The sequence below is a fragment of the Inhella gelatinilytica genome, assembly GCF_016093295.1.
Taxonomy (GTDB): Bacteria; Pseudomonadota; Gammaproteobacteria; order Burkholderiales; family Burkholderiaceae_C; genus Inhella; species Inhella gelatinilytica.
The window spans coordinates 1-12,748 of record NZ_JAEDAL010000010.1 but is presented as its reverse complement, the minus strand read 5'-3'; the positions used below and the strand labels follow the sequence as shown (position 1 = coordinate 12,748).

Sequence of the window (12,748 nt, the reverse complement as noted above, 5' to 3'; positions counted from 1 at the left end):
GATCTTCAGGTCGGTAATTCGGGAGGCGGCGGCTCCGCCGGGGCGCTGCCGTCGGAGGCGGCCGGGGTGTCAGCGGCCACGAATCGGAAGCTGTCCACAAACATGAAATAGAGGCTGGCGTTGAATACGGTGGCCAGGAAGAGCCCCAAGGGCATGGCCATCAAAGGCACCAAACCCCCCAGCCCCAAGACCCCCAACACCAGACTCAGCACGCTGCTGAGGCCAAACAACCATGCGGCCCAACCCAAACCATTGACAAAAAAGGCCGCCCGATTGCGCCACAACCCCAGGGTGCTGGAGAACAAGGCCTGTAAGGCGCCTTGTCCGCCCCAGTGGACGAGGGCCGGTGCGTGCCAAAACGGGATGGAGATCAGCAAGACGCCCAGGGTGCGAAGTGCCACCCCACCCCAGAAGTCCGGATTGCCCAGCGCATCCGTCAGGGCCTTCTCCGCTGCAGCCCGTCCCGCGTCGTCGGAGCCGGCTTCGGACAACGTCTTGTGCAGGGCATCCAATTGGCCGCCATCGACCTGATCGCCCAGCGTCAGGACCGCGACCAAGGCCACGGCGTAAATCACCCCGAGCTTGAGTTGAGCCTGCGCCCGACTGCGCGTGAGCTTGAGGGGTTGGAGCAAGGCTTGCCACTCAAAGGGCTTGTTCTGCAGTACACGGTGGGTGCTGAGCATGAAGGCCAGACCCACAAAAGGCACCGCCATCAAGCTAAGCAGGGCGCCTGCAAGCCCCAGCAAACTCAGCAACGAAGCCAAGAACAAGTAGCCCGCAAACAAGCCACTCAGGGGCATGGGGGCGCGGCGAAAGACCTGCCACCCCAGGGCAATCCAGCGCCACCCCTGGGCAGCGGGCACGCTGTGCAAAACAAGGCGCAAACCATTGGGCTTCACTGCGACAAATCCTTCAAGGCATGCCAGGGGTTGGCGCGGCGCTCAACCAAGACCCGTTCAAAGTGGGTGGGGTCGTGGGGCTTGAGCAATTGGGCGTCGCGCGGGCGGTACCAATCGTTCAGACGACTGATCCAGAACCGCAGCGCGGCCGCCCGCAAGAGCGCGGGGAGCAGGCGGTGTTCCGCAGCCGTCAACGGGCGAACGGACTCGTAGGCCTGAACCAGGGCGGTGGCCCGTTCGTCAATCAAGCGGCCGGTGGCCAAGTCGATGGCCCAGTCGTTGAGGCAGACGGCCAGGTCAAACAGGAAGGTGTCGGTTCCGGCAAAGTAGAAGTCGAACACCCCACACAGTCGTTCGCGGCCGGGCAGGCCCTCGAACATGGCGTTGTCCCGAAACAAATCGGCATGGATGGCACCGCGCGGGAGCTGCGCGAAGGCGGGCGAAGCGGCCAATTCGGTTTGGAACGCCAACTCGTCCGCCAACAAAGTGGCCGCCTCAGCGCTGAGCAGCGGCAACAGGGCCGGCACGGTGGCTTGCCACCACGTCAGCCCGCGCAAATTCGGCTGGGTCAGGGGGAAATCAACCACGGCTTCGTGCATCTGGGCCAGGGTGCGGCCCAATTGCTCGCAGTGGAAGGTGTTGGGGGAGAGCTGATGCCCACCTCGCAAGCAACTGACCACCGCGGCGGGCTTGCCTGCCACTTCAAACAGGATGTCGCCCTGGGCGTCGGGCCGCGGCGCGGGGACCGGCAGGCCTTTGCGCGCCAGGTGCTGCATCAGCCCCAGGTAGAAGGGAAGCTGGTCAGGCCCCAGGCGCTCGAACAGGGTCAAGACCACGCGACCGGCCGTGCAGTCCACGAAAAAATTGCTGTTTTCAATGCCGGCGCCAATGCCGCTGAGTTGATGCAGCTGCCCCAGGCCCAAACGGTCGAGCAGCGCTTGAGCCTGTTGCTCCGAAACAGGGGTGTAGACAGCCATCAAAAATCCATCAATTTCCAGCGGCGCGGGCCGACCATCGGTTGCTCGTCGGTGGCTTGCGTGGGCCTTAACTCGTAGGACGGGGCGCCGTTCTTGGGGTGAATCACCACCCGCACCACGCGTTCGCGGGCGTCCAGGTGCTCTTCGGATCGGTTGAAGGCGTCCTCCACGATGCGCACGCGCTCCGCCCCGCGCGTCCGAAGGCGACGGGGTTCTGACGCTGGAGTGGCCGGCGCGCTGGCGGCCGACGGGGTCGCGGCAACGCGCGTCGGGGTGTCGACCTGACGCAATTCGGGTGGTGGGGGGGGCTCCGTGGCCTGGGCGGGGCTCAGGCTCAGCCCGGCCAGCGCGAGGCTGGCGAGGAGTTTTTGCATGATGCGCGGCATTCTCCCATCGCCCCGACAATCCGCCCATGAACGCTGACTTTCCAATGCTGCTGCTGGTCGATGGCAGCAGCTACCTCTACCGTGCCTACCACGCGATGCCCGATTTGCGCGGCCCCGAAGGCCAGGCCACGGGTGCCGTGCACGGCATGGTGGCCATGCTCAAACAGCTGCGCGACCGCTTTCCCAGTGCCCACGCGGCTTGCGTGTTTGATGCGCCGGGCAAAACCTTCCGCGACGACTGGTATCCCGACTACAAAGCCCAGCGCGCGCCCATGCCGGACGACTTGCGGGCGCAAATTCCGCTGATCCACGAGGTGGTTCGCCTGTTGGGATGGCCGGTGCTGGTGGTGCCGGGCATCGAGGCGGACGACGCCATCGGTACCCTGGCGCGTGTCGGGGAGGCCAGTGGGCATCAGGTGGTGATCAGTACGGGGGACAAGGACATGGCGCAGCTCGTCACGCCCGCCGTCACCTTGATCAACACCATGAGCAACGAGCGCCTGGACGAAGTGGGCGTGGCGGCCAAGTTTGGTGTGCCCCCCAACCGCATCATTGATTACCTCACCCTGATGGGCGACACCGTGGACAACGTGCCCGGTGTGGAGAAGGTCGGCCCCAAAACCGCGGCCAAATGGATCGCGGAACACGGTTCGCTGGATGCTGTGATGGCTGCGGCCGGGGCCATCAAAGGTGTGGCCGGCGAAAACCTGCGCAAAGCACTGGACTGGCTGCCCATGGGGCGCCAACTCGTCACGATCAAGACGGATTGCAATCTGTCGGAGCACTTGAACCCTTGGCCATCGGTCGAAGGGCTGGCCTTTGGCGCGGTGGACCGGGCTGGCTTGCTGGATTTCTTCGCCCGCAACGGCTTCAAGACCTGGAAGCGGGAGTTGGAGGCCCAAGGCGGCGCGGATTCGCCCGCCGCGGCGTCGGCCAGCGAATCGGCCGTTGTCGAGGCCTTACCTCTGCCGCCGCTGCAAGACAAGCGGTACGAGACGGTGACGACCTGGGCGCAAGTCGACGTGTGGCTGGCCAAGCTGCAGGCGGCGGATTTGGTGGCCTTGGACACGGAGACCGATTCCCTGGTCAACCTTGAAGCCCAGATCGTGGGCTTGAGCTTTAGCGTGGCGCCGTGGGAGGCTTGCTACATCCCGCTGCGTCATGCGGGTCTGGATGCCCCCGAACAACTGCCGCTGGACGCTGTGCTGGCCCGGCTCAAGCCCTGGCTCGAAGATGCCACGCGCCCCAAATTGGGTCAAAACGTCAAGTACGACACCCACGTGTTTGCCAACCATGGCATTGCCGTGGCGGGCTACCAGCACGACACCATGCTGCAAAGCTACGTCCTGGAGGCGCACAAGAGCCACAGCCTGGAGGCGCTGGCCGACCGCGAGCTCGGCCGCAAGGGGCTGAGCTATGAGGACTTGTGCGGCAAGGGCGCCAAGCAAATTCCGTTTGCCCAGGTGGATGTGGCCCGTGCCAGCGAGTACTCTTGCGAGGACAGCGAGATGTGCCTGGGCGTGCACCAGCGCCTGCTGCCCCGGGTGCTGGCCGAACCGGGCCTGCGCTATGTGTACGAGCACATTGAAATGCCGACCTCGGCGCTGCTCGCTCGCATCGAGCGCAACGGTGTGTTTGTGGACGCCGCTCGCCTGCAAACCCAGAGCCATGAGTTGGGCCAACGCCTGCTGACGCTGGAGCAGGAGTTGACGCAGTTGGCGGGCCAGCCCTTCAACCTGGGCAGCCCCAAGCAGATCGGTGAGATTCTGTTCGGCAAGCTGGGGCTGCCGATCAAGAAGAAGACCGCCACTGGTGCGCCTTCCACCGACGAAGAGGTGCTGACCGAGCTGGCGCAGGATTTCCCGCTGCCGGCCAAGATCCTGGAGCACCGCAGCCTGGCCAAGCTCAAAAGCACCTACACGGACAAGCTGCCGCTGATGGTCAATCCGGCCACGGGCCGGGTGCACACCCATTACGCACAGGCCGTGGCGGTGACCGGGCGCTTGGCCAGCAATGACCCCAACCTGCAGAACATCCCGGTCCGCACGCAGGAGGGGCGGCGCATCCGCGAGGCCTTCGTTGCCCCGCCGGGCAAGCTCATCGCCAGCGCGGATTACTCGCAGATCGAGTTGCGCATCATGGCCCACCTGAGCGAGGACCCGGCCATGCTGGCGGCTTTCGCCAGCGGGGCGGACATCCACCGCGCCACCGCGGCCGAGGTGTTTGGGACCGGCCTCGACCAGGTGTCCACCGAACAGCGCCGCGCGGCCAAGGCCATCAACTTTGGCCTGATCTACGGCATGGGGGCCTATGGCCTGGCCAGCCAGCTGGGGATCGAACCCAAGGCCGCCAAGGACTACATCGACTTGTACTTCGCCCGCTTCCAAGGCGTGCGCCGCTACATGGACGAGACCCGTGCCGCCGCCAAGGACAAGGGCTATGTGGAGACGGTGTTCGGGCGCCGCCTTTGGCTGCCGGAGATCAAGGGTGGCAACGGCCCGCGCAAGGCGGCCGCCGAGCGCCAGGCCATCAATGCGCCCATGCAGGGCACGGCGGCGGACTTGATCAAACTGGCCATGATGGCCGTGCAGCGCGCGCTCGACGAGGCGGGCAAGCAGACGCTGATCGTCATGCAGGTGCACGACGAATTGGTGTTTGAGCTCCCGGAAGCCGAGCGGGACTGGGTGGCCAGCCAGGTCCCGGCACTGATGGCGGGTGTGGCGCAGCTCAAGGTGCCGCTGCTGGCGGAGGTGGGCTTCGGCCCCAGTTGGGAAGCCGCCCACTGAGGGGTCTCGCTTAGGATCGCGCGCTTCATGCAAATCCCCTACGAACTTCAAATCGGCTGGCGCTACCTGCGCAGTGGTCGCGGCGGGCGCCGAAACGCCTTCATCTCCTTCATCTCGGGGGTCTCGATGGTCGGCATCGCCCTCGGCGTGGCCGCCCTCATCGTGGTGCTCTCGGTGATGAACGGCTTCCAGCGCGAGGTGCGCGACGCCATGCTCAGCGCCATCGCTCACTTGGAGGTGACGCGCTGGGACGGCCAGGGCGTCGAGGACTCGCAGCCGCTGGCCCAGCAAGCCCAGGGCCTGCCCCAGGTGGCGGGCGTGGCGCCGTTTGTCAGCAGCCAGGCGTTGCTGGCCCGTGGCGAAGACATGCGCGGCGTGATGGTGCGCGGCGTGCTGCCCGAGCACGAAGCCCAAGTCACTCCCATGGCCGGCAAGTTGGCCCCCGAGGTGCTGAATGCGCTTCAGCCTGGGCAATGGAAGCTCTTGATCGGCCAAGAGCTCGCCCGCCAGCTGGGCGTGCAGGTGGGCGATGCGCTCACCGTCATGGCCCCGGGCGGCAGTGTGACACCCGCTGGCGTTACGCCGCGCCTGCGCAGCTTCAAGGTGGCTGGCATCTTTCAGGCGGGGCATTACGAGTACGACGCCGGCTTGGTGATGATGCACCTGGACGATGCGGCCAAGCTGTTCCGCACCGGCGGAGCCAGTGGCCTGCAACTGCGCCTGCACGACCTGCACGCCGCCCGCGCCGTGGCCGATCGGCTCCAGCCCCTGCTTGGCCCCGACTGGCGGGTGCGGGACTGGACGCGTGCCAACCCGACGTGGTTTGCCGCGGTTCAGGTGGAGAAACGCATGATGGGCATCATCCTCACGCTCATCGTGGCTGTGGCGGCGTTCAATTTGGTCTCCACCCTGGTGATGGTGGTGACGGACAAGCAAAGCGACATCGCCATTCTGCGCACCTTGGGGGCCAGCCCGCGTTCCATTCAGGCCATCTTCATCGTCCAGGGCGCGTTTGCCGGGGTGGTTGGCACCCTCAGCGGGGTGCTGCTGGGTCTGCTGATTGCCTTCAATGTGGACGTAATCGTGCCCGCCATCGAAGGGCTGCTGGGCGCCAAGTTCCTGCCCGCCAACATTTACCTCATCAGCCACATGCCCAGCGACCCGCAGCGCGGCGACATCGTCCCCATTGCCTTGATTGCCCTGGCCTTGGCCTTTGCGGCCACGCTGTACCCCAGCTGGCGGGCCGCCCGGGTCCAACCCGCCCAGGCGCTGCGCTATGAATAAGGTGGTTTTGCAGGCCACCGGCCTGACCCAGCGTTTTCACGAGGGGCCGCTCGACGTCACGGTGCTCAAGGGGCTGGACTTGACGGTTCGCGCTGGCGAAACGGTGGCCGTCATTGGGGCCAGTGGCTCGGGCAAGAGCACCTTGCTGCACCTGCTGGGGGGGCTGGAGCAGCCCAGCGGAGGCCGGGTGCAGCTGATGGACCGCCTTCTCAGCGAGTTCAGCCCTGCCGCGCTGGGCGCCTGGCGCAACCAGCACCTGGGCTTTGTGTACCAGTTTCACCACCTGCTGCCCGAGTTCTCCGCACTGGACAACGTGGCCATGCCGCTGCGCATCCGCCGCATGGGCGTGGCGCCTGCGCGCGAGCAGTCCCGTGCCATGCTGGCCCGGCTGGGTTTGGCCGAACGGGTGAAACATCGCCCCGCCGAATTGAGTGGGGGTGAGCGCCAGCGCGTGGCCTTTGCCCGTGCGCTGGTGACGAAGCCAGCCTGCGTGCTGGCCGATGAGCCCACGGGTAATCTGGACCGCGACACCGCCGAAACGGTGTTCGCGCTGATGCTCGAGGCCGCACGCGAACAAGGCACCGCCTTCGTGCTGGTGACCCACGATCAAGAGCTGGCGGCGCGGTGCCAACACCGCTGGCGCCTGCACCATGGAACGCTTCACGCTGTATGAACCGCTACATCCTCAAGCTCAGCTGCCCCGACCGCGCCGGCATCGTCCACGCGGTCACCGGGGTCTTGCTGCAAACCCAGAGCAACATCCTCAGCTCCGCCCAGTACGGCGACCCGGATCACGCGCGTTTCTTCATGCGCATTGAGTTCGAGTCCCAGGGCCCGCTGGAGGCGCTGCGCGCTGCGTTTGCGCCGCTCGCCACCGAGATGACGATGGACTGGGAGCTGGTCGACGCGGCCCACAAGACCAAGGTGCTGATCCTGGTCAGCAAGTTTGGCCATTGCCTGAACGACATCCTCTTCCGGGTCGCCACCGATCACTTAAACATCGAAGTGGTGGCGATCGCCAGCAATCACCGCGATTTCTACCAACTCGCGGCCTCGCACAACGTGCCCTTCCACCACCTGCCCCTGCTGGGGGCCACACCCGAGCAAAAGGCGGCGCAGGAGCGGAAGCTCAAGGACATCATCGAAGAGCAGGGCGTCGAACTGGTGGTCTTGGCCCGCTACATGCAGATTCTCAGCAGCGACCTGTGTGAGTTCCTCAGCGGCCGCGCCATCAACATCCACCACAGCTTCTTGCCCGGCTTCAAGGGTGCGCGCCCCTACCACCAAGCCTTCGAACGGGGCGTGAAGCTCATCGGCGCCACCGCCCACTACGTCACCAGCGATCTCGACGAAGGCCCCATCATTGAGCAAGAGGTCGCCCGGATCGACCACGCCCAGACGCCCGAGCAACTCGCCGCCGTGGGCCGCGACATGGAGTGCGTGGCGTTGGCGCGGGCAATCCAGTGGCATGCGGAGCATCGGGTGCTGCTCAACGGGAAGCGCACCGTCGTCTTCCGCTGAAGGGCCTTTGGGCATGTGGATCGACACCCACTGCCACTGGGACGCGCCCGAGTTCGCGGAGGACCGTGATGCCGTGCTGGCGCGGGCCCGGGCCGTGGGGGTCCAGACCCTGGTCGTGCCCAGCGTCCAGGCCCGCGATTTCCAGTCCACCCAGGCCTTGTGCCGGGCGGCGGGTCTGCCCTACGCGCTGGGCATCCATCCGCTCTACACACCGCAATCGGTTGAGGCGGACTTGGCCCTGCTGGAGCGTGCGCTGGCCGAGGCGGTTGACGATCCCCTGCTGGTGGCGGTGGGCGAGATGGGTCTGGATTACTTCGTGACCGGGCTGGATGCGGAGCGCCAACAGTTTTTCTATCTCGAGCAACTCAAGCTCGCCCGGAAGTTCGACCTGCCGGTGATCCTGCACGTTCGCCGGAGCGCCGATCAGCTGCTGGCCGGCCTGCGGCGCCTGCCCGTGTCTGGCGGCATCGCCCATGCCTTCAATGGCAGCGCCCAACAGGCCGGCGCCTTCATCGAACAGGGCTTTGCGCTGGGCTTTGGTGGCGCGCTGACCTTTGAACGTGCCCTGCAAATTCGCCGCCTGGCTGCTGAATTGCCAGAAACGGCGCTGGTGCTGGAGACCGATGCGCCAGACATCCCGCCGCATTGGCTCTACAAAACGGCCGAGCAGCGGGCGGCCGGAGAGCGCAGCCGCAACGAGCCTTGCGAGTTGCCCCGCATTGCCCAGACCCTGGCATCGCTGCGGGGCTGGAGCCTCGAACAAACGGCTGTGATTTCCAGCTGCAACGCGCGTCGGGTGCTGCCTGGACTGGCAGCTTTCGCGTCATGAAGCACCCGTCACCGACCGAACGCCTGCTGCTGCGCCCGCTGGACCGCGCCGATGCATCCGAGGTGCTGTGTCTGTTGAATGATCCGGAATGGCTGGCCCGGGTGGGCGACCGTGGCCTGCGCAGCCTGGAAGACGCGGAGCATTTCTTGGCGGAGGGGTACTGGACCCGCTACGCCAGCCAGGGCTTTGGCTTTTATGCGTTGGAGCGGCGCTGGCAGCCTGGGCTGATCGGCGTCTGCGGATTGGCGCAGCGCGATTACCTCGACGCACCCGACATCGGCTACGGTCTGTTGCCTCAAGGCCGCGGGCAGGGCTTGGCGCAAGAAGCCGCCCGTGCCGTGCTGGCCCTCGCCTGGAAGCTTGGCTTGCAGCGTGTGCTGGCCACGGTGCGGTTGGACAACACGGCCTCGCAGCAGGTGTTGGAACGGCTGGGCATGGTGCGGCAGCGGCAGATGCTGTCGCCGAGCTCCGGGCAAGCACTGTGGGTTTATGCCATCGAGGCTTCCGCATGCGATCAAAGGCGCGACTGAGTGACCAGGCGCCTGAGCGTTTGCGCGGGCTCGCGCCGGTGTGGCGCCCCGATGCCCAGTTGCTGATTCTGGGCAGCTTCCCCGGTGTGGCCTCGCTGGCGGCGGCGCAGTACTACGCCCACCCCCGCAATGCCTTCTGGCCGATCATGGCGTCGCTGACCGGCGTGACCGATTTGCCCCAACGCCCCTATGCCGAACGCCTTCAGGCTTTGATGGATTCGCACATCGCCCTGTGGGACGCCGTGACCGCTTGCGAGCGACCGGGCAGTCTGGACAGCGCCATTCGCCATGCTGAACCCAGCGCTCTGCCCGCGTTGGTGGCGCGTCTGCCTGGGTTGCGCGTCATCGCCTGCAATGGCGACACGGCTTACCGCCAGGCCGTGGCACTGTTGCCGGGCGCTCCCTGGCCCCTCTTGCGCCTGCCTTCGACGAGCCCGGCGCACGCGGGACTGAGCCAGGCCGACAAGCAAGCGCTCTGGTGTGAGGCGCTGCGCGAGGGGTGGGCGCCTGCCTGACGGCGCACGAGGGTAGGTGAGGGCGCGCACAATCCCCGCCCCATGCAAGACGAAGATTTCATGCCCGAGGTTTCGATCTCGGAGTACGCCGGCGTGCGTTCTCTGCACCTCAATTCCATTTGGATCCAGGGCTCCATGCGCCTGTCCAAACCCCTCAAGCTGGAGTTGGATTACATCCAGCGCATGATGGCGCCGCTGCTCTGGCAGGCTCCAGCGACGTGGCGCGAAGGGCTGTGCGTGCAACTCGGCCTGGGTGCGGCAGCGCTGACCAAATACTGCCTTCAGGTTCTGGACCGTCCCACCATCGCGGTTGAACTGAACCCAAACGTGGTTCGGGTCTGCGAGCGCTATTTCGAACTGCCGCTCGACCACGATCAGTTGCGGCTATGCCTCGCCGACGCGGGGGACTGGGTGCAGCACGTGGACTTGGCGGGTCAAGTGCGCCTGCTGCACATTGACCTGTATGACCACGAAGCGGCCGCGCCGGTGATTGATGACGTGGCCTTCTATGCGGCCTGCCGCGATCTGCTGTCGGATGACGGGGTCTTGAGTGTGAACCTGTTTGGCCGACAGGTGAGTTTTGAGCGCAGTTGTCAGCGGCTGCTCGAGGCGTTTGGGCCAGGGCGCGTGTGGCGCCTGTCGAGCACGAAGGAAGGCAACACCGTCGTCGTGGCCAGTCGCGCGTCGAGCCTGCCCCCCAAGGATGAACTCCAGCGCCGGGCCACGGCGCTGGAGGCCAGCCAGGGTTTGCCGGCCAAGCGCTGGCTGCGGGGGCTGCGTGAGGTGGTGGCTGCGGAGCCGATTGCATGAGCGCGCGGCGCAGCACGGCAGGTCAGTCCGCAGGAGCCCCGCAGCGGCCCTCATGGCGTGATCTATTGACCTGGTTGGCCGAAGAAGGCTTGATCACGGCGGAGGCGCGCCGGGACACGGAGCAGCGTTTCGGCTCTGGCGATTCGGCCCTTCATCCCATGGTGCGACTGGCGGGGGCAGGCTTGACGCGGGTGGATACGGGCAAACCGTGGACGCTGGATGCCCTCACCGAATGGCTGGCCGGCCGGGCAGGGCTGCCGTTTATGCGCATCGACCCACTCAAAGTGGACCTGGGCCGCGTGGGCGATGTGATGAGCGTGAGCTACGCCGAGAAGCACCGCTGCTTTCCCGTCCAAGTGGGGCTGACCGAGGCCACCATCGCAACCTGTGAGCCCTTTGACACGGACTGGGTCGCGCAGGTCCAGGGCCACCTGCGAAAGACTATTCAGCTGGTGGTGGCCAGCCCGGTGGACATTGCCCGGTTCACCACGGAGTTTTTCACCCTGGCCCAGTCGGTTCGCGTGGCCAGCAAGTCAGGGGAGTTGTCCACGCTGGCCAGCTTTGAGCAACTCGTGGAGCTGGGCAAAACCAGCAAACAGCTGGATGCCAATGACCAAGGCGTCGTCCAGGTCGTGGACTGGCTGTGGCAATACGCCTTTGATCAGCGAGCCAGCGACATCCACCTGGAACCGCGCCGAGATGTTGGCGCGATTCGGTTTCGCATCGACGGAGTCCTGCATACCGTTTATCAATTGCCGACGCCGGTGATGGCCGCCATGGTGGCGCGCATCAAGCTGCTCGGCCGAATGGACGTGGTGGAGCGCCGGCGCCCGTTGGATGGGCGCATCAAGACCCGCAACCCAGCGGGCGAAGAAGTGGAAATGCGCCTCTCAACGCTGCCCACTGCTTTTGGCGAGAAGCTGGTCATGCGCATCTTTGACCCCGAGACCGTGGTCAAAGACCTCGGGCAACTTGGGTTTGCGCCGCAGGACCGGGAGCGATGGAATGCCCTGGTGGGCCAGCCGCATGGGATCGTGCTGGTGACGGGACCCACGGGATCGGGCAAAACCACGACGCTCTATTCGACCTTGAGGCGCTTGGCGACCGAAGAGGTCAATGTGTGCACCATTGAAGACCCGATCGAGATGATCGAGCCCAGCTTCAATCAGACGCAGGTGCAGGCGGGGATCGATCTGGGATTCGCGGAAGGCCTTCGCGCCCTCATGCGACAGGATCCGGACATCATCATGGTGGGGGAGATCCGCGACCTCCCCACGGCCGAGATGGCAATCCAGGCGGCGCTGACCGGCCATCTGGTGTTTTCGACGCTGCACACGAACGACGCGGCCTCGGCTGTCACCCGCTTGATGGACCTGGGGGTGCCGCCCTATCTCATCCAGGCCACCTTGCGCGGCGTGCTGGCCCAGCGACTGGTGCGGGTGCTCTGTCCTGCGTGCAAGGCGTCGGATGCGCGCATCACCCAGGAGACGCTGGCGCCTTATGCCAAACCTTGGCGCCTCAGCGGCACCCCTCGGGCCTTTCGAGCGGTGGGCTGCCTGGAGTGTCGACACACCGGGTTCAAAGGCCGGATTGGTCTATATGAGTTGCTGACCTTGGAGTCAGAGTCCCGCGGTAGCGCCTGGGATGGCGAGGGCCTGCGGACGCAGGCCTGCCGGGACGGCATGGTGCCGCTGCGCCTGGGCGGCCTGCGCAAAGTTAGCGAGGGTCTCACCACCCTGGAAGAAGTGCTGCGCAGCACCCCGGCTTGGGATAGTTGAAAAAATACTTGCGCCTATCGGAAACCCTGCTACACTGGCGGGCTCCGCTGCTGATTGGTGCCTTAGGCGCAAGAAGTGGTTGGAGGCGAGGTCTTTTGAGAGTTTTTGCTGATTGCAAAAAGATTTCGAAAGGTGTTGACAGTCGGATTAAAACGCTGCAATAATCTCGCTTCTGCGCTGTTGAAGACGGCGCGACGAACTGAAGAGTTCGAGTTCTTTAACAAGTTGCAGCCAATAAGCGTGGGCATTTGATGCGAGTCGCATCCTGAAGCGATTTGGGATGACTTGCAAAAAATGCTCGCGGAAATAGAAGTGAAGTTCACTTCGATTCCGTTGAGTAAAACAGATCGAACTGTAGAGTTTGATCCTGGCTCAGATTGAACGCTGGCGGCATGCCTTACACATGCAAGTCGAACGGTAACGCGGGGCAACC

General features: G+C 65.2%; 12 protein-coding genes and 1 rRNA gene. 10 read left to right on the top strand and 3 right to left on the bottom strand.

The features are described from left to right. Positions 1-5: 5 nt before the first annotated feature. From I7X43_RS15075 to I7X43_RS15065, 3 genes are read right to left on the bottom strand one after another with little or no spacing between them, the layout of a single operon-like run. The gene (locus I7X43_RS15075; RefSeq protein WP_198101780.1) at positions 6-899 is read right to left on the bottom strand and encodes a BPSS1780 family membrane protein; all 894 of its coding nucleotides are present in this window, start codon (positions 897-899) and stop codon (positions 6-8) included. Then, entirely contained in the window at positions 896-1,876 is a 981-nt protein-coding gene (locus I7X43_RS15070; RefSeq protein ID WP_198101779.1) for a homoserine kinase, read from the bottom strand. Before I7X43_RS15070 ends, I7X43_RS15075 begins: the two co-directional genes overlap by 4 nt. Beyond that, positions 1,876-2,250, bottom strand: coding sequence for a hypothetical protein (locus I7X43_RS15065; protein ID WP_198101778.1), 375 nt, complete (start codon positions 2,248-2,250; stop codon positions 1,876-1,878). Before I7X43_RS15065 ends, I7X43_RS15070 begins: the two co-directional genes overlap by 1 nt. 38 nt (positions 2,251-2,288) lie before the next feature. On the opposite strand from I7X43_RS15065, the gene polA reads away from it, so the two are divergent. The 10 genes from polA to I7X43_RS15015 all read left to right on the top strand — a co-directional run. Next, the gene (polA, locus tag I7X43_RS15060) at positions 2,289-5,048 is read left to right on the top strand and encodes a DNA polymerase I (protein ID WP_198101777.1); all 2,760 of its coding nucleotides are present in this window, start codon (positions 2,289-2,291) and stop codon (positions 5,046-5,048) included. 27 nt (positions 5,049-5,075) lie between these two features. Next, the gene (locus I7X43_RS15055) at positions 5,076-6,332 is read left to right on the top strand and encodes a lipoprotein-releasing ABC transporter permease subunit (protein WP_198101776.1); all 1,257 of its coding nucleotides are present in this window, start codon (positions 5,076-5,078) and stop codon (positions 6,330-6,332) included. Further along, entirely contained in the window at positions 6,325-7,005 is a 681-nt protein-coding gene (locus I7X43_RS15050; RefSeq protein WP_198101775.1) for an ABC transporter ATP-binding protein, read from the top strand. The genes I7X43_RS15055 and I7X43_RS15050 overlap by 8 nt, the downstream gene beginning before the upstream one ends. After that, the gene (gene purU, locus I7X43_RS15045; RefSeq protein WP_198101774.1) at positions 7,002-7,853 is read left to right on the top strand and encodes a formyltetrahydrofolate deformylase; all 852 of its coding nucleotides are present in this window, start codon (positions 7,002-7,004) and stop codon (positions 7,851-7,853) included. The genes I7X43_RS15050 and purU overlap by 4 nt, the downstream gene beginning before the upstream one ends. A gap of 13 nt (positions 7,854-7,866) precedes the next feature. Then, positions 7,867-8,682 (top strand): TatD family hydrolase, encoded by an 816-nt coding sequence (locus tag I7X43_RS15040; RefSeq protein ID WP_198101773.1) that lies wholly within the window; start codon positions 7,867-7,869, stop codon positions 8,680-8,682. Then, positions 8,679-9,212, top strand: coding sequence for a GNAT family N-acetyltransferase (locus I7X43_RS15035; RefSeq protein WP_198101772.1), 534 nt, complete (start codon positions 8,679-8,681; stop codon positions 9,210-9,212). The genes I7X43_RS15040 and I7X43_RS15035 overlap by 4 nt, the downstream gene beginning before the upstream one ends. Continuing rightward, positions 9,191-9,727: a DNA-deoxyinosine glycosylase gene (locus I7X43_RS15030; RefSeq protein WP_246480462.1), complete on the top strand. Its 537-nt coding sequence runs from the start codon at positions 9,191-9,193 to the stop codon at positions 9,725-9,727. The genes I7X43_RS15035 and I7X43_RS15030 overlap by 22 nt, the downstream gene beginning before the upstream one ends. Positions 9,728-9,769: 42 nt before the next feature. Next, positions 9,770-10,537, top strand: a complete 768-nt coding sequence (locus tag I7X43_RS15025; RefSeq protein WP_198101771.1) for a class I SAM-dependent methyltransferase — start codon at positions 9,770-9,772, stop codon at positions 10,535-10,537. Next, positions 10,534-12,315, top strand: a complete 1,782-nt coding sequence (locus tag I7X43_RS15020) for a GspE/PulE family protein (RefSeq protein WP_198101770.1) — start codon at positions 10,534-10,536, stop codon at positions 12,313-12,315. The genes I7X43_RS15025 and I7X43_RS15020 overlap by 4 nt, the downstream gene beginning before the upstream one ends. A 349-nt stretch (positions 12,316-12,664) precedes the next feature. Next, positions 12,665-12,748: ribosomal RNA gene (locus I7X43_RS15015) — 16S ribosomal RNA — on the top strand; the annotation flags it as partial.

What these genes read in the sequence shown, in the direction of transcription:
- I7X43_RS15040 (WP_198101773.1), top strand. Translation starts at nt 7,867, where the DNA reads ATGTGGATCGACACCCACTGCCACTGGGACGCGCCCGAGTTCGCGGAG.
- I7X43_RS15055 (WP_198101776.1), top strand. Translation starts at nt 5,076, where the DNA reads ATGCAAATCCCCTACGAACTTCAAATCGGCTGGCGCTACCTGCGCAGT.
- polA (WP_198101777.1), top strand. Translation starts at nt 2,289, where the DNA reads ATGAACGCTGACTTTCCAATGCTGCTGCTGGTCGATGGCAGCAGCTAC.
- I7X43_RS15050 (WP_198101775.1), top strand. Translation starts at nt 6,325, where the DNA reads ATGAATAAGGTGGTTTTGCAGGCCACCGGCCTGACCCAGCGTTTTCAC.
- I7X43_RS15020 (WP_198101770.1), top strand. Translation starts at nt 10,534, where the DNA reads ATGAGCGCGCGGCGCAGCACGGCAGGTCAGTCCGCAGGAGCCCCGCAG.
- I7X43_RS15035 (WP_198101772.1), top strand. Translation starts at nt 8,679, where the DNA reads ATGAAGCACCCGTCACCGACCGAACGCCTGCTGCTGCGCCCGCTGGAC.
- I7X43_RS15065 (WP_198101778.1), bottom strand. Translation starts at nt 2,250, where the DNA reads ATGCAAAAACTCCTCGCCAGCCTCGCGCTGGCCGGGCTGAGCCTGAGC.
- purU (WP_198101774.1), top strand. Translation starts at nt 7,002, where the DNA reads ATGAACCGCTACATCCTCAAGCTCAGCTGCCCCGACCGCGCCGGCATC.
- I7X43_RS15070 (WP_198101779.1), bottom strand. Translation starts at nt 1,876, where the DNA reads ATGGCTGTCTACACCCCTGTTTCGGAGCAACAGGCTCAAGCGCTGCTC.
- I7X43_RS15025 (WP_198101771.1), top strand. Translation starts at nt 9,770, where the DNA reads ATGCAAGACGAAGATTTCATGCCCGAGGTTTCGATCTCGGAGTACGCC.
- I7X43_RS15030 (WP_246480462.1), top strand. Translation starts at nt 9,191, where the DNA reads ATGCGATCAAAGGCGCGACTGAGTGACCAGGCGCCTGAGCGTTTGCGC.